Origin of the sequence: Microcoleus sp. S13_C5 (assembly GCF_036700845.1) — a bacterium.
In the GTDB taxonomy this organism is placed as follows: domain Bacteria; phylum Cyanobacteriota; class Cyanobacteriia; order Cyanobacteriales; family Microcoleaceae; genus Microcoleus.
Genome location: NZ_JAUBPR010000076.1, coordinates 16,949 through 32,173 on the forward strand (window position 1 = coordinate 16,949; position 15,225 = coordinate 32,173).

15 protein-coding genes and 1 pseudogene are annotated in these 15,225 nt (G+C 44.3%); 12 read left to right on the forward strand and 4 right to left on the reverse strand.

Features of this window, described 5'->3' with window-relative positions; genetic code table 11:
• Positions 1-226: 226 nt before the first annotated feature.
• Positions 227-1,060, forward strand: coding sequence for a 1,4-dihydroxy-2-naphthoyl-CoA synthase (gene menB, locus QUA04_RS19195; RefSeq protein ID WP_333259303.1), 834 nt, complete (start codon positions 227-229; stop codon positions 1,058-1,060).
• Positions 1,061-1,289: 229 nt separating this feature from the next.
• On the opposite strand, the gene QUA04_RS19200 is transcribed toward menB, so the two are convergent.
• On the reverse strand, positions 1,290-1,595 hold the full coding sequence (locus tag QUA04_RS19200; RefSeq protein WP_333259305.1) for a hypothetical protein: 306 nt from the start codon (positions 1,593-1,595) through the stop codon (positions 1,290-1,292).
• A gap of 498 nt (positions 1,596-2,093) precedes the next feature.
• Between QUA04_RS19200 and QUA04_RS19205 the strand changes: the two genes are divergently transcribed.
• The 6 genes from QUA04_RS19205 to QUA04_RS19230 all read left to right on the forward strand — a co-directional run bounded on the left by QUA04_RS19205 (position 2,094) and on the right by QUA04_RS19230 (position 8,322).
• Complete coding sequence (locus QUA04_RS19205) at positions 2,094-3,320, forward strand: hypothetical protein (protein WP_333259308.1); 1,227 nt, start codon at positions 2,094-2,096, stop codon at positions 3,318-3,320.
• A gap of 268 nt (positions 3,321-3,588) precedes the next feature.
• Entirely contained in the window at positions 3,589-4,293 is a 705-nt protein-coding gene (locus QUA04_RS19210) for a PspA/IM30 family protein (RefSeq protein ID WP_333259310.1), read from the forward strand.
• A gap of 240 nt (positions 4,294-4,533) precedes the next feature.
• A complete protein-coding gene (locus tag QUA04_RS19215) occupies positions 4,534-5,730 on the forward strand; it encodes an RNA-guided endonuclease TnpB family protein (RefSeq protein ID WP_333259313.1) in 1,197 nt (398 codons plus the stop codon).
• Positions 5,731-5,929: 199 nt separating this feature from the next.
• Positions 5,930-6,715, forward strand: a complete 786-nt coding sequence (locus tag QUA04_RS19220; RefSeq protein WP_006635936.1) for a PspA/IM30 family protein — start codon at positions 5,930-5,932, stop codon at positions 6,713-6,715.
• Between the two features lie 391 nt (positions 6,716-7,106).
• Positions 7,107-7,517, forward strand: a complete 411-nt coding sequence (locus QUA04_RS19225) for a hypothetical protein (protein WP_333259316.1) — start codon at positions 7,107-7,109, stop codon at positions 7,515-7,517.
• A 130-nt stretch (positions 7,518-7,647) separates the two neighbouring features.
• The gene (locus tag QUA04_RS19230; RefSeq protein WP_333259319.1) at positions 7,648-8,322 is read left to right on the forward strand and encodes a ShlB/FhaC/HecB family hemolysin secretion/activation protein; all 675 of its coding nucleotides are present in this window, start codon (positions 7,648-7,650) and stop codon (positions 8,320-8,322) included.
• A 183-nt stretch (positions 8,323-8,505) separates the two neighbouring features.
• On the opposite strand, the gene QUA04_RS19235 is transcribed toward QUA04_RS19230, so the two are convergent.
• The gene (locus tag QUA04_RS19235) at positions 8,506-8,661 is read right to left on the reverse strand and encodes a hypothetical protein (RefSeq protein WP_333259321.1); all 156 of its coding nucleotides are present in this window, start codon (positions 8,659-8,661) and stop codon (positions 8,506-8,508) included.
• Between the two features lie 207 nt (positions 8,662-8,868).
• Positions 8,869-9,087, reverse strand: coding sequence for a hypothetical protein (locus tag QUA04_RS19240; RefSeq protein ID WP_333259324.1), 219 nt, complete (start codon positions 9,085-9,087; stop codon positions 8,869-8,871).
• A 1,839-nt stretch (positions 9,088-10,926) separates the two neighbouring features.
• Between QUA04_RS19240 and QUA04_RS19250 the strand changes: the two genes are divergently transcribed.
• Positions 10,927-11,133 carry a DUF433 domain-containing protein gene (locus tag QUA04_RS19250; RefSeq protein WP_445242343.1) on the forward strand — a complete coding sequence of 69 codons (207 nt, stop codon included), beginning with the start codon at positions 10,927-10,929 and terminating at the stop codon, positions 11,131-11,133.
• Positions 11,097-11,210, forward strand: a pseudogene (locus tag QUA04_RS19255) (hypothetical protein); the annotation flags it as partial. The gene QUA04_RS19250 and the pseudogene QUA04_RS19255, both read left to right, overlap by 37 nt.
• A 50-nt stretch (positions 11,211-11,260) precedes the next feature.
• On the opposite strand, the gene QUA04_RS19260 reads toward QUA04_RS19255, so the two are convergent.
• Complete coding sequence (locus QUA04_RS19260) at positions 11,261-13,285, reverse strand: adenylate/guanylate cyclase domain-containing protein (protein ID WP_333259326.1); 2,025 nt, start codon at positions 13,283-13,285, stop codon at positions 11,261-11,263.
• Positions 13,286-14,378: 1,093 nt separating this feature from the next.
• Here QUA04_RS19260 and QUA04_RS19265 point away from each other — a divergent pair.
• Genes QUA04_RS19265 through QUA04_RS29990 form a run of 3 tightly spaced genes read left to right on the forward strand, consistent with a single transcriptional unit; the run spans position 14,379 to position 14,965 of the window.
• Complete coding sequence (locus QUA04_RS19265) at positions 14,379-14,579, forward strand: hypothetical protein (protein ID WP_333259329.1); 201 nt, start codon at positions 14,379-14,381, stop codon at positions 14,577-14,579.
• Between the two features lie 25 nt (positions 14,580-14,604).
• Positions 14,605-14,745, forward strand: coding sequence for a hypothetical protein (locus QUA04_RS19270; RefSeq protein WP_333259331.1), 141 nt, complete (start codon positions 14,605-14,607; stop codon positions 14,743-14,745).
• Entirely contained in the window at positions 14,705-14,965 is a 261-nt protein-coding gene (locus QUA04_RS29990) for an ISAs1 family transposase (protein ID WP_445242342.1), read from the forward strand. The genes QUA04_RS19270 and QUA04_RS29990 overlap by 41 nt, the downstream gene beginning before the upstream one ends.
• The last annotated feature ends 260 nt before the right edge of the window (positions 14,966-15,225 follow it).

Sequence of the window (15,225 nt, forward strand, 5' to 3'; positions counted from 1 at the left end):
CTTGCGCGCTCTTACCCTCAAAAACCGGGCTGTTTAACCCCTACCAAGAGTGCTGCACGGCGTATGTTGCTCGAAAACCTGGTTTCTCCCTAAGTCCCGCTGTATTTTTTTGGCAAGAGTCGATCGACCCTTGTATCCCATTGAACCGAATGCCTCTAAAATCTAAAAGCGACTTGTCGCTGCCTTGATTGACTCAGCTCAATCTCAAATCTCAAATTGATTGATTATGCAAATTGAATGGCAAACCGCCAAAACCTACGAAGACATTCTCTATCACAAAAGTGGCGGCACCGCCAAAATTAGCATCAATCGACCCCACAAACGGAACGCTTTCCGTCCCAAAACCGTGCAGGAACTGTGCGATGCCTTTACTGATGCCCGCGAAGACACAAAAATCGGCGTTGTCCTGTTCACCGGTGCGGGGCCTCATACAGACGGCAAATACGCCTTTTGCGCCGGCGGCGACCAAAGCGTGCGGGGTTCGGCGGGATATGTAGACGAAGGTGGCATACCCCGGTTGAACGTGCTCGACTTGCAGAAGTTGATTCGATCGATGCCCAAAGTTGTAATTGCTTTAGTTGCAGGCTACGCAATTGGAGGCGGTCACGTTCTGCACTTAATTTGCGACTTGACGATCGCTGCTGACAATGCTATTTTCGGACAGACCGGCCCCAAAGTCGGCAGTTTCGACGGTGGTTTCGGAGCTAGTTATCTTGCCAGAGTCGTCGGCCAGAAAAAAGCCAGAGAAATTTGGTTTTTGTGTCGCCAGTACAGCGCGCAGCAAGCCCAAGAAATGGGTTTAGTCAACTGCGTCGTGCCCGTCGAACAACTAGAAATAGAAGGGATTCAGTGGGCTGCGGAAATTCTAGAAAAAAGTCCGATCGCTATTCGCTGCTTGAAATCCGCTTTTAATGCCGACTGTGACGGTCAAGCCGGTTTGCAAGAACTGGCGGGAAATGCCACTTTGCTGTACTATATGACGCAGGAAGGCGCCGAAGGCAAACAAGCCTTTTTGGAAAAACGGCAACCTGATTTTAGTCAATATCCTTGGCTGCCATAGCTGGATGGAGAAATCAGTTTTTTTGTGCGCTCATATGAAAGTAGATCCTGCTGATTTTTATGAGTTAGTCAAGCCAAATGCACCCGATCGTCCAAAAGTGTCAGTATTGATACCAGTTCCCAAAAAGAATGAAACTGCTTTGCCAGATCCAAACCATGATAATGATCAGTGATTCCCCAATCGAAAATCGAAAATTGAAAATGGTATGAGCAGCAGGGCAGCCGACGAACTAGACCGAGACTGCTGCTGCTGGCGATTTTTCAGTTAACGTTGTGCCTGTAAGCTGGCAGGCATTGCGCTCGGAAAGAGTGACCGTGGCATCCTGCAGCGTCAGAGTCGATTCTTGCCACATTCCAATTTCTTCTATGTTTTCCCAAGATGACCTAAAAGGCGAAACCGCTAAAGCACAAGCTTTCCAGTGACTTTGAACTGGCCCGCCTAGTAAAGCGCAAACACCCCCGCGTCTGCCCTCAGGGGTATAGTTACGGCAGTGACCACAAGCTGAAGTTAAAGGTGAAGTTAAGGAGGTTTGCATAAAAGTTCTTAGGGAAATCATTTTCATCTCTAATTCTCCTTTGTAGAGCTAGCAGGTTTTAGAGCATCCCAACCTTTATGCTGTCTGGGTTGTAGCGATCCCCGAAGCATAAATAAATTTTATAATTTATTTATAATCTCGTTATATATAGAAACAATTAGCTCTGTCGTTGCTCATTGTATAGGTAAAAACAAAGGTTAAAAGTTTATAAAGCCGTTAGGGATCAAGAAAAAGTACAAATGCCCAAGGAGTATGAGAGGTTACAAATAAGTGGTAGCTCAGGATACAAAAAGTGGCTGAGAGTCTCGGTAAGCAGCCTCCGGGAAACAACAACAATTAAGTTTTCAAATTAAAATGAAAAATAGCTGTTGGCGATCGGGCCCCTGTTGCATTGACGCCAAAAGTAGCTAATCATAAAAAAATAGGCAAGTTTTCAAGCTTCTTGTTTATCTTTACAATCAAAACATTATTAATTCAGAGGCGATAGGAGTTTTGCTAATGAGTAAGCGTTCTTCGGTTGAATCCCCAAATCATCAATCCTCTTCAACCCCGATCAAGCCTGCTTTGCAAGCAGTCCTGGGGAGTCTAGATGTAAACCTAGAAGCAGAACTGACAACATACAGAAGGCACAGGCGGCGGGCCGAACAGTGGGTGTCGCCCTCAGTTCGTACCGGCAAGCAAACAGCCACAACCGAGCAACAGCTATCCCAAAATTTGGCGCCGGAGACTGCAGAGGAAACCCAGCAGCCACTATCGCTGCCCCTATCCCTTGCTGGCACTCAGGGCGATGCCCCGCTAGCAACTACCAGGGGTGGCACAAAATTATCTAGCAGTGCCTTCGCACCCAACAATTATCTCGCATCAAGCGAAAAACTGATCGAAAGTTTGGACGAGTCAAAAGCTGAGCCTACGGTAGAACGCAGTTTAGCCGCCAGTTTGTTAACTCCCTTGGGACTGAGTTCGATGCTGCTGTTTTTGCTGTCGTGCACAGCTTTGGGCTACGCAGTCATGTACCCGTCAAATCTAGTTAAGATGGCTGGCCTGAACCGTTTGCTCGATCGCACCTCACCCTCTGCAAACGACAGTTCCGCCTCTACTGCCATCTCAGATACCAGCACCAAGGAACTACCGAAAGCTCCAAATTTGGTATCCAAGGAATTTGTCGAGCTAGATTTGAGCACTCTCAGCAATGTTAAGCCGACAGTCAGCCCGATTCCTTCCCCGTCACCAAAAGCATCAATCCCGCCAACTCCGCCAGCCCCTCCTGGTCCCAGCGGGGTTGTGCCGATTCCTACAGAAGACGGCAACCCGCCCAGAGGCAGGGAACAAGGACTCAACAATCTGAGCACGGCTTTGCTCCCCACTCCCAGCCCCAGCGCCGCCCAGCCTGTGCCGACACTGCCGATACTGCCTCCCACACCCTCCCCAGCCCAGCCTGCAGCCACATCCCCGGCGACAGCATCCCCAGCCGCCGCATCCCCAGCCGCCGTATCCCCGCTGGGAAGGCCTGCACGGGCCGCCGACGGTTTCTATTACGTTGTCACCGATTACACCGACGCAAAATCCCTCCAGCAAGCCAGAAGAGCAGTTCCGGATGCCTACGTGCGGAACTTCTCAAAGGGTGTCAAGATCCAAATGGGGGCTTTGAACGATGCTGCCTCAGCAGAACGTTTGGCGAAAGAACTCCAAGAAAAAGGGGTGAAGCCACAATACTATCAGCCCTAAATTAGGCAAAGACAATTAAACTAATGATCGGGGAGTAGGTTGGGCCGAGGCACGAACCCTCCGTTTCGCTTCACCCAACATTTGCTCAGTTTTGATGGGTAATGCTCGCGCCCTACCCATCCTAAAAATAATCATGATTACCTAACTTAGAGGGAATTAAAATTTCAAAATTAAAAATTAAAAAGACGATTGAGGAGTTTTCATTTTTAGTTTTTAATTCTGATTTCTCTGTCTTAATTCTAAAGTTGAAAATCGGGAGACTGGCAAAATGGGATTATTCGATCGCCTATGGCGAGTGATTCGAGCCAATATTAACAGTTTGGTCGGGGCAGCAGAAGACCCAGAAAAAATTCTGGAACAGGCTGTAATGGATATGCAGGAAGATTTAGTGCAGCTCAGACAAGCTGTGGCAGGAGCGATTGCAGCTCAAAAACGCACTGAACGCCAGTGTTCCCAAGCTGAGTCTACAGCAGCAGAATGGCATCAGCGGGCGCAGTTAGCTTTGCAAAAAGGCGAGGAAAATTTGGCGCGGGAAGCTCTGACGCGCAAGAAATCTTATCAAGAAACGGCAACGGCGATGAAAGCCAGTCTCGCACAACAGAACGTTGTTGTGACTAAACTTAAAGAAAATATGCGGGCGCTCGAAAGTAAAATTTCCGAGGCAAAATCTAAAAAAGATATGTACATTGCCCGAGCTCGATCGGCCGCATCGTCGGAAAGGCTTCAAGAAATGATGGGCAATCTCAGTACCGGCAGCGCTTTGAGCGCGTTTGAACGGATGGAAGAGAAAGTCATGCAGCTAGAAGCTCGCTCCGAAGCAATCGCAGAACTCGGAACTAATGATTTAGAAAAGAAGTTTCTCTCTCTCGAAGGTGCCGACGATGTGGATACCGAGTTGGCGGCGATGAAAGCACAAATGCTTCCGGGCAACAATACACCCAAATTGCCGTCGAGCGAGCCGCCCGCATCCTGAATCCCAGGCAACAGAACAATAGTCGGAACCAGCAAAAACTTCTCAACAGCCTAGCTAGAGATGGCTCGAAGCCTGTTGGGGAATTCCCGGATCGAAGTTAAACTCAACTAGAATAGCAGGAGTCCCGCACTCTACCTGAAAGGTGAGTGTCGGGAGGAATGCGCGGCAGATTGAGGGGTTCGATACCCCGAAAGCTGCCAAGACGCTACAATAACAACAGCAAAACTTCACTGTTTGAAAATGTCCCAAGTTCTTACAGTCTCTTGCAAATTGGAAGTATCGCAGCAGCAGGTTGAAAAGCTGAATGCGGTACTGACTGCCTTTGCAAAATGCTGTGAGTACGTGAACACCCATACACCCGAAAAGCTGACGAATCAGATTGCTGTTCAGTCCTTGATTTACAAGGAAGCGCGATCGCATTCTGGGCTGTCTGCTCAAATGACGATTCACGCAATTCGTAGAGTTTGCGCTAATCGCAAAACGGCAAAGCAAAAGGTTAAGCCCGTTAAGAAGTTTGCCCCCACTTCTGCCACTTACGACGCGAGAACTTTCACCTTCCGCGAATCGGATTGGTTGGTCAGCTTGACCATGCTCAAGGGCAGAGAAAAGTTTAAGCTGCACATTGGTAATTACCAAAAACACTTGCTGCAAGGACAAGACCCCAAAACGGCAACTTTGGTAAAGCGCAACGATGGCAGCTTTTATCTGAACATTCAGCTTGAGTCTGAGCCACCAGAGAAACAAAAGACTGATGATGTCTTGGGTGTTGATTTGGGACGCACAGACATTGCTTGTACATCTGCTGGAGAGAAATTCAGTGGCAAACAGGTAACACAAGCCAGAGACAGATATAACCGTCTACAGGCTTCGTTACAGCGTAAAGCGTCCAAAGGCACAAGGTCTACTCGTAGAAGGGCGAGACAGATTTTGCAACGGTTGAGTGGACGAGAACGGAGATTCCAGACATGGCTGAACCATACCATCAGCTATCGACTGATCCAGCAAGCCAAGACATCAAATCAGGCTATTACCCTGGAAGACTTGACCGGAATCAGAGAGCGTACCAATGAACTGCCACGGTCTAAAACAGAACGGAGACGCAGCAATAGTTGGGCGTTCTACCAGTTGCGCCAATTCCTGATCTATAAAGGCGTGAAATTTGGCGTTGATGTAAGACTGGTTGATCCGCGCTATACCTCGAAAACTTGTCACTGTTGCAAGGTGATTGGCAATCGCCAAGGTAAGCGGTTTGAGTGCCTGAATGAGCGATGCGGATGGATTGGCGATGCCGATGTGAATGGAGCAAGAAATATTGCTACTTTGGGGCAGATCGTAAACCTGCCCGGAGGTTCCGAGATAATGTCCTGCTCTTTGCAGGAAGTTGTCTTGAGGGCTACTAAAAGTCCGCACTCTATGCAAAGCATGAGTGTCGGGTAGTTTACTAGATAGGTGCATGAATAAGCTTGCCTGCATCACTTTACTCGATCGCTTTAAACTGGATTTATCTGTCTGCAAAAATTGCCAAAAACTAAATCGCACTAAAAATCTGACAAGAGTGAATTTCACCACTGCGGGCTAGGGCTATCAAGCCTGCTTTCCGCCTACTTCGTACACCTCACCCAGGAAAAATAGCATTATGGGATTATTTGACCGTATTAGCCGAGTCGTCAAAGCCAATCTTAACGATCTGGTCAACAAAGCTGAAGACCCGGAAAAGATTTTAGAACAGTCTGTTACGGATATGCAGGAAGACTTGGTGCAGTTGCGTCAGGCCGTTGCCAGCGCGATCGCCACTCAAAAGCGCACCCAGACTCAGTACAATCAAGCTGAATCTCAGTCTAATCAGTGGCAGCAGCGCGCTCAGCTAGCCCTGCAAAAAGGAGACGAGACTTTGGCCCGGGAAGCGCTAGTTCGCAAAAAGTCTCACGCTGAAACGGCGGCTACGCTGAAAGCCAGTCTGGATCAGCAATCGGCTCAGGTGGAAAGTCTCAAGCGCAACTTAATCGGTTTGGAGAGCAAAATTTCCGAAGCTAAGACTAAGAAGGATATGCTCAAAGCGAGGATATCCGCTGCTAAAGCTCAGGAACAGCTCAACAATACCATTGGCACCTTGAATACTGGCAGTTCAATGGCGGCTTTTGATCGCATGGAAGAAAAAGTTTTGCAGATAGAAGCTCGCGCGGGAGCTTCGGCAGAACTCGCCGCCGGCGGCAGCAATTTAGAGGAACAGTTCCGCTTGCTCGAAAGCGGCGGTGATGTTGACGACGAGTTGGCTCAGATGAAAGCTCAACTGACCGGGGGTTCTGTGTCTCAAGGTCAATTGCCGGCAGCGGGTAAAACGGCAGCAGCTAGTAGCTCGGAGTCGAGCCCGGTGATTGACGCTGAGTTGGAAGAATTGCGATCGCAGCTCAATAAAATGTAGTAATCTCTATCAAAATTTACCTATTTCTCAGATCGCAGGTTTGATAGAATGCTCCGCCGACCTACAGGGCTAGCTTGGGAGGTCGGAGTTTTTTTAGTTATTTGTGAATGCACAAAACATATTTATTGTCAACTATCTTTATATTGATTTAAGGAATTAAGTGTTTAAAAAGTGATAGAGTAATTTTATTCCTTGCAAGATGGCTAGCTTGGGATGTTAGAGTTTTTTTCAGTAATCGTTTAATACACAAAACAGGAGTGATGTCAACTATCTTTATATTGACTTAAGCAATTAACTCGGTCAAAAGTGATAGAGTAATTTTATTCCTTGCAATTGCGTCGGCTGCGCCCGATCGTAAGTGTAAATAACTATCAAATATTGCTAATCTGTCATGCCCGTGCAATTTTCTAGAGGCTTTTGTAAAATCAAGTTTTTCAAGGCATTAGCACTTGGTTTTTCAATTGCAGCTATTTGCCCCGCACTGCTATCAGCTCTAAGTGTTGGCGAGTCGATGGTTGCTACCGACTCAGGGGTGCAAGCGCCAATGTTGCAGGATAATTTACTGTCTCAATTAAAAATAAATCAAGAAACAGCAGACGATCGCGATCGGCTTCGTGATTTATACTCGGGTTCAGAATTAGATAGAGGCAGTAAAGAGCAAGAAAATAGCATCCCGGAGCTCGATCAACTGACCCAAAGTGAGGCAGCAGAAACTCTCCCTCAATTGCCGAATCGAGGAGAAAACAGACACGAATTTCCGATTCCCAACCCGCGGCTGCAAAATCCGGCTCGTCTCCGGTAACCCGCGCGGCAAAAGCCCTTGCTTTCAGGCGAACAGCTTTTGCCGCCTGCTGTTCCCGCGCCGGCACAGCCTGCAGAACTGCTAAGATTCTGGGTACGATAAAAGTCGCTCGATTTGAAGTAGTTGGCAGTTGACTTACCGCGAGCCGATCGTGCAAAATCCCAGAAGAGAAATCGCGATCGGTATTGGTACTCGCAGTCGAGAAAGCGATACATCTTTGCTGGGAAAAAATTTTCCACTGTCGCCGGAAGCAGATAATTGGGGTAGAAATCCGGTTGCGGTGCTAAGGCTGTTTCAGGATTTTACTCAGAGGGGAGAGAGAGATGTCTTGGCGGCGCGATCGCAGTTCAGTCTGGGAGTGGCAGCATTTGGCGCTACGGTGAGCAGCAGCAGCCCTGACAGTCGATTTTTGACCTGGCGGGGTCAATTGCAGTACGTGCGGTTGTTGGGTGCTCAGAGGCTGCTGGTGGTGCGATCGGATTTGGCATTGGCTGGGGCAGAGCTTTTGCCGATCGAACAATTCGGTATAGGAGGCTCAGACACATTGCGGGGCTACCGTCAGGATGCTTTGCTGGCCGATAGCGGGATTTTTGATTCAGCCGAGTTGCGGTATCCGATGCAAGCGCACCGACGACAAACAAGGAGTTTTGCAGGTGACGCCGTTTGTGGATTTTGGCAATGTTTGGAACCCCAGGGAAAGCGCGGTTTTGGAAGCGAATACTTTGCTGTCAGCGGGATTGCGGCTGCGGTGACTTTACGGCGAAAGGTGGAATGCTCGCGGAGGCTGGGGAATTCCTTTGATTGATATTAAGTCGAGCAACAGGAGTTTACAGGAGCGCGGGCTGTATTTTTGTGTATAATTCAAACCTTTTTAGGAAAGCAGTCGTTTTGCCCTTGGCGGAACTGAGCAATTCCGCTATATAGTAATAAGTATCATTTGGCACTCCTCTGTAGCTGCCAAGAGTGCATTTTACTGATAATCTTTAAATTAAACTATGTCTAAGGTGCGGTTGCTGCTTTTAAGTTCTTTTGCTTCCGGTTTTGGGCTTTGCTCAATCATTTTGGCGATATTTACGATGACTTCCAGGCTGTCGTTTACGTCCTTTTTTACCTTTGTATTAACTTTGGTGTTTTTTGGAATCAATCTGCTTTTTGCTTTGCATTATTATACATCGCTTACTAAGCAATTGAGTGTTAAAAATAAAAGGAAAGCGAGAATTTAGGGGTTGTGAAGCAGAAGCGGAAAAAGGCAGGGATACTTCTTTATGGAATTTGAAGGGAATCCAGGAAAACGCATCTGGGTTAGAAAAACTATCTAGCTGTAAACAATAATTATTTAAAGTCTAATTATTTAGGATGTGCGATCGTGGTTATTACTCAAACCAACCGGCCAAATCTTCCGCATGCGATAAAGACTCGCTTTACTCCAGATAAATACCGTGCGATCGAGGAAACTGCTGAAGAACGCCACGAATATTGTAACGCAGAGATTATCGCTATGCCAGGGGGTTCCCCCGCTCACAGCCGTATTGCCGTAAGCTGTTGCCCATTTAAACTGTGATACAAGCATTACCCTTGTTTTTAATTTTTCGCCCCCATTTAATTATTAATTGTCCTTCATTTAAGAGGATCTGCAATAAATACTCTAGCTCTTCAATTGATTTAAATAGCCTATGGGCAATATATTCTTTTGTCGAATGCCATACCCATTCAATTAAGTTATAGTCGCGACTTGATTCGGGAAGGAATTATCAATGAAGATTAGGCATTTCTGTTTCATTTTTTTGATCTACTATTATTTCTTATGAAAAGTGGCATGGTCCAAGACGAATACTATTTTTGCTTCTTGCTCCGTCAACTCTTTTTTTTATGTACTATTATTTCTTATGACAACTCGCCTTGTCAAGGACGAATACTATTTTTGCTTCTTTCTCCCTCGGCAAACTCTGATACTGCTTTACCGGCCTCTACGCATTCATCAATGGAACTTTAACACAAAATAAAATTTATACAACTTATATAATTTGCCTTTATCTAGACACTATACCAACCTTTATTTTGTCTGAATACCTTAGTGTAGCCATCACATTAACTCTGACTTTTATTCTGTATACTCTGACATTTTTTCGGCATTTTTTATAGCAACTCTTTTTTGGTGTGAGTTTGAAACAAAACTTACTAGTCTCCAAAAGTTGACATTTAATTGTTATTAGTTATTAAATTTAATTTAATAGTTGAACTTATTAGGATATTTTGCCTCTACATCCGGCTTTTTAGTGAGATTTTTTTTGTTATTTAGCTATATTTTGACTAAACATAAGCGGATTTTTTACTTGAAACTTCTCTGCCTTTGCCCCCCGGCCAAGTTTATTTCGGTACTCTTTCTAAATATCTATTGCTAATCTTTGTGCTGTCCCTCTCCCAAATTAGTATCCTAACTCTTGAGGTTATTTATCTATAGTTTATCATAATATTTCTATATATTTATCTGTCGCTTTTCTATGATTTCCAGTTTTTCTCGCATCTGGAGCGAGTTTCTAGATTGTCTGGCTCTCCCTGAATCTACCAATGAAATACTTTATTCACCGAGCAACCCCAAAAGTCAGCAATTTTAGCTTAACTTTTTCGTCATTGAGCAATAATAAAATCAGCATTTTTTCTCTAAAATCTCCTTTATGTTCCTCTTTTAAGACTTTCTGTAGGTAGTTGTTTTATTGGCTATAAGTTGAGATAGTTATTGGTTTTTTTTTCAGCAAGTTAAAAAAACACCCTATTTAACTCCCCTACATCTTATGCTTTTAGCTGCTGTTTATCTTCGGGTGTCATTTTCTTTAACTCATGCTTTTTTTACTATTTTAGTCAAATTTTTAGTTGACCCCTTTTATCCTAGATTTGCTTTCATTGAGATGAACCCTTACTTGTATCCGTGCGAACGGTGTGGTTGGTGTGTTTCTATTTCAAATTTTCTTGAGCCAGTTGGCTTTCATAAACCCCCTATTTGCTACCAAACCACTCAGTTTGATTCCAGATCTCATTTGCAGCAGTACACGGATTCCAGTCATTGTGCCTCTGTTTTTAAAGCGGTTTGCTCCTCTTGCTTAAAGTGATAGCGATCGGGTAGCACTCTTGTTACCTTAGTAGGAGCCGAAATGGTGTTAGATATGGCGACTGCAATTGCCCAATTACGAGCACAACTTAGGGCGCATCAGTCTCGGTCACGGAACGAGTTATGAGGTGTTTAAAGCAACCAGAATCGGCGTTGGAGTGAGAGATGTAAAGTTTTGACACAAATCTTGGTTGCTGGCTTTTAGACTTATCTTGACTTATAATTTAAACTATGAACTACCGAAATTACATGACGATGGAACCCAATAAACGCAGTAGTAAACCTTGTGGGCGGGGCTTGTGAATTACGGTTTATGAAGTGCTTGAGTATTTGACTTCTGAGATAACCGAAGCAGATATACTTGACGACTTTCCTGATTTGACACGGGAAGATTTAAAAGCCTGTATTGCTTATGCTGCTGACTGTGAGAGTCGGTTGATGATTGCTCCACTGCCTGCAGGAAATTACTTTTTGACGAAAACTTGTCCCCCCAGTTGCCACGCCTTTTGACTGACCTTTTTCCATATTTTCTTCACGTGCGAGATGTTGGGATGAAAGGTGCTAGCATAGGCAGTTTTCTATCCTAGATAATTCAATAATTAACATTCAGTTAAAATAACCCTTAGTTAACGTTATTTTAACAGTTATTCACTGATCGACTGCTAGTGGCTAATATTCCTCCCCGCCGACCCAAAAGCCAATAGGTCATCATTTCTCCTCTTCCCTTGACCTCGATCGTACCCCTTGGCTCTAGTAAGTATTTATTCTGTAATTTGAGATAAGTCGCATCGGTGACTTGAATGTATCCCGGTTTGCCGTGGGATTCCATCCTGGAGGCGATATTCACCGCATCACCCCACAGGTCATAGATAAATTTCTTAATCCCAATTACTCCCGCAATTACAGGACCGGTATTAATCCCGATCCGAATTTGTAGAGATTCCCCAAAAATATTCTGCACGTCTTGCATATAGGCGTGCATATCCAACGCCATGTTGGCGATCGCTTCGGCATGATCCGATCGAGAAACGGGTAAACCACCAACTACCATGTAGGCATCCCCAATGGTTTTAATTTTCTCTAAGCCATACTTTTCAGTGAGTTGATCGAAGGCAGAGAAAATTTGGTTCAAACCTGCTACCAATTGCATGGGCTCTATCCGGGCCGAGATCGTAGTAAAACCTACGATATCCGCAAACAAAATCGTGGCTTCTTCAAAATGTTCAGCAGGGGATTCATTAGTCCGCATGAGGCGATCGGCAATTTCCGCAGGTAAGATATTCAAAAGTAATTGGTCTGACCTTTCTTTTTCTTGGCGCAGTTCTCCTGTTCTTTGCTCCACTCTAGCTTCCAACTCTTCATTTGCCAAATGGAGGGCATCTAGAGAATCCTTCAGTTGTTTGGTCATGTCGTTAAAAACGTTGGCTAACTTGCCAAGTTCAACGATGGAACTAACCTCCACTTGTTGGTTGAGATTGCCCCCAGCGATCGCTTCCGAAGCAGTGGTGATCCGCTCCACAGGACGGATAATCCGGCGAGCGGTCAGGATACCCAACAAAATTGCCAAAATCAAAGTTGCTAAACAGAGCAGGATTGTAGTCTGAGTATTGGCATTAATCTGCTCCATAAAATCTGCTTCTGGAATAGTCACCACCACCAACCAATCAATACCTTTACTATCTCGAAAAGGATCGACTTGGACGAAATAATTTTTACCATCGACGGTAAATTTCAGTTGATGAGATGCTTGGATATTTTGAAAATCACGAAACTGCTCTAGCAAAGCTTGACTCGCTTTTTGGGTGATGGCATTGCTACTATTGACAACCTTGAGTCGTTCAATTCGTTGCTCTGGCAGTTGGACAACCTTGTCTGGGTAATATTGAAAGGGCTTTTCCCCCGTAGAGGTGGCAATCATTTCTCCAGAACGTTCCAGAATAAAACTTTGCCCAGTTTTACCGATTTTGAGTTTACTTAAAAAATCCCCAAACATTACTAGATTTAAACTTGTCATCCACACTCCTTGGATATCTCCAGTCTTGGTATATATGGGTTTGCCAGCCGCAATGTATAGGTATTTACCTGTAATGTGAGGATACAGTTTTGCCCAAACAGCTTGCTTTTGCTGGACTGGAATTTTATAGTAGGGGCGTTTGCGGGGGTCAAAGTTAGGTTTCCCGGCGTTGATAATTTCCCGGCGTTCCCCTTGTGGACTGGCGGTATAGGTCGTCAAAGTGTGGTTATTTTCTACCTCCGAAGTACGGATGACGATCGCGCCATCATCCTGCCGCTCACCAGCAAAAAACTCTTGATTGGGGCTAACAAAAGCTGCGGCAGCCACAAGGGGAAAGGCAGGGAGTTGCCCCCATAGAAACTTCTCTACGTCTCTCCCATTATTAAGATCGATGCGGTTTTGGCTAAGGGCTGCATCATAGTTTTCAAAGGATTGAAAGGGAATAGCAAGCAGATAAGTTAGGTTTTGGTTGATGCGATCGCTAGTCTCATTTCGTAACTGAGTAGCTACATCATTTACTGCTTTTTGACCGTTTCTATAGGAAAGATAACCAACAACAGCCACTGCTCCAACTGTTTGGACAACAAATGGCACAATTAGCATTATTTGTAGGGGAATTTTTCTAAAAAGTCCAGGTGATAAGGGCATCCTTGATTTACCAAGCATAGTGACTTCTCCCGACATTGATACCTAGCATAAGTTAATAGGAATTTAATTTGCATACACCTACACCATACACCTCATACCCCACAACCCTTTCGACAATTTCAATAGGCAATTTATTGCTTTTGTGTCACTCTGATGGAAGTATAATAGCCACAAACGACCCAAACTCAGTTGCTGTCTATGGATGAAGCCCGCCCATCTCGACCCACCATCAATTTTATTGATGAATATTGTGCCTCCTAGGGGGGTGACAACCCGCCTGAAACCCTTATTTAGTCAGGATTGAGCCCACTTGTGGTAAAAAAAGATAGGCAGCAGAATTGTTACACGCTTGCTTATCCCAAAAAATAATGATACGAAGATTCTACCAGACTCATTTACAAAAATACCTGACGCCATCTCAGTTTTTGGTGATGACAACCTTGCCATCCGAGGGTAAACGCATCTTAACTTCCACCCAAAATATGCTACAGTTATATCCGACTAATTTTGTATGTAGTTTATTGTAGTTTATAAGTGTTATCAATGGAAATAGGTTTTAGTAAAACTGTTATTTCGCAATAAAAACAAATAGATTCATTGCCTTCAAGGAATATTTCAATGCCAGTTTTTTAGAACATTTTTCCAACTTGAATGACCCAAGAATAGAAAGAAGTAAAGAACATTTGCTCAAAGATATTAGATCGATTGCGGTTATAGCTGTCCAGACGCGGTGCAGACGGATCGATCCGGAATAGAAGCCTATGGTAATGCCAAATATGAATGGTTGAAAAGCTTTCTAGAATTACTGAATGGTATACCATATCATGACGCATTTAGTCTCCTTATTTGCCAGAACTGAACTACAACTGTTTCAAGAATGCTTTTTGAGTTGGTTAAATTCGATAGTCGGGGAATTAAAACTAAACGTGATTGCCATTGATGGCCAAACAATGAAACAATTTTATGACAGAAATGACCAGCCAAAAGCGCTACATATATTCACTGTCTGGTCTTCATCTCATTAATTATTTTTAAGCGCAAATAACTTCATAAAAATTTTAATGAGCTGACAGCAATTCCGGCATTAGTAGAAATGTTAAAAATTGCCGGAAACGTAATAACAATAGACGATCGCTTGATGTCAAAAAGACATAACTCTCTGATTGTAAAGAAAAAAGGAGATTATGTTTTAGCTTTAAAAGGGAATAACAAACTCCTTTTTAACACTGTAAAAGAGTGGTTTGAAGTAGCTCAAAAAGCCGATTATTTAGGCAGAGAGTACAATCCGGCATGAACAAGTAGAAGCAGGACATCATCGAGTGGAAAAAAGACAAGTCTGGACTGTGGATGTATCCGAGTTACCACCTCTGCATAATCAAGAATTATGGACGGGATTAAAAACCGTTGTCAGGATAGTTAGTGAACGACGGCTGTGGAATAAAACCACCACGCTCAGCTAGTTTTTATTTGAGTAGTTTAAGCAGTCATGCTGAAAAACTTCCTGGGGCGATCCTCCGTCATTGGGGCATTGAAAATTGCTTACATTGGAGGCTTGATGTTACATTTTGTGAAGATAAAAGCCGGATTCGGAAACAGAACTCTCCCGAAAATTTTGCACTTCTACGTCGGGAGTGCTATAAACTTGCTGAAACAAGAAAAAACTTCCGGCACAAAGTTTAAAAATGAAACGGTATCGAGCGGCAATGGACAATAATTATTTAGTTAAAATTTTAAACTCTGCCAGTTAATGCTCGAACTATAATACCTATCTAAGAAGGAAAATTATCCGGATTTTAAGAAGTTCAGAAAGTCTTAATGTTCTGATTTAATCTGCTCAAGTCGGGTTAAAATTAAGAATTTTTAGAACCCACATTCCGCAGATATTCAAGCAGAAGGAAAGGAAGATAGATTCGGAAACACAAAACTCCCAAACGATTGCC

Excerpts from the sequence above, each read along its gene's own strand:
- QUA04_RS19215 (WP_333259313.1), top strand. The coding sequence starts at position 4,534 with ATGTCCCAAGTTCTTACAGTCTCTTGCAAATTGGAAGTATCGCAGCAG.
- QUA04_RS19220 (WP_006635936.1), top strand. The coding sequence starts at position 5,930 with ATGGGATTATTTGACCGTATTAGCCGAGTCGTCAAAGCCAATCTTAAC.
- menB (WP_333259303.1), top strand. The coding sequence starts at position 227 with ATGCAAATTGAATGGCAAACCGCCAAAACCTACGAAGACATTCTCTAT.
- QUA04_RS19260 (WP_333259326.1), bottom strand. The coding sequence starts at position 13,285 with ATGCCCTTATCACCTGGACTTTTTAGAAAAATTCCCCTACAAATAATG.
- QUA04_RS19205 (WP_333259308.1), top strand. The coding sequence starts at position 2,094 with ATGAGTAAGCGTTCTTCGGTTGAATCCCCAAATCATCAATCCTCTTCA.
- QUA04_RS19265 (WP_333259329.1), top strand. The coding sequence starts at position 14,379 with ATGTTAAAAATTGCCGGAAACGTAATAACAATAGACGATCGCTTGATG.
- QUA04_RS19210 (WP_333259310.1), top strand. The coding sequence starts at position 3,589 with ATGGGATTATTCGATCGCCTATGGCGAGTGATTCGAGCCAATATTAAC.
- QUA04_RS19200 (WP_333259305.1), bottom strand. The coding sequence starts at position 1,595 with ATGCAAACCTCCTTAACTTCACCTTTAACTTCAGCTTGTGGTCACTGC.
- QUA04_RS19225 (WP_333259316.1), top strand. The coding sequence starts at position 7,107 with ATGCCCGTGCAATTTTCTAGAGGCTTTTGTAAAATCAAGTTTTTCAAG.
- QUA04_RS19240 (WP_333259324.1), bottom strand. The coding sequence starts at position 9,087 with ATGCTTGTATCACAGTTTAAATGGGCAACAGCTTACGGCAATACGGCT.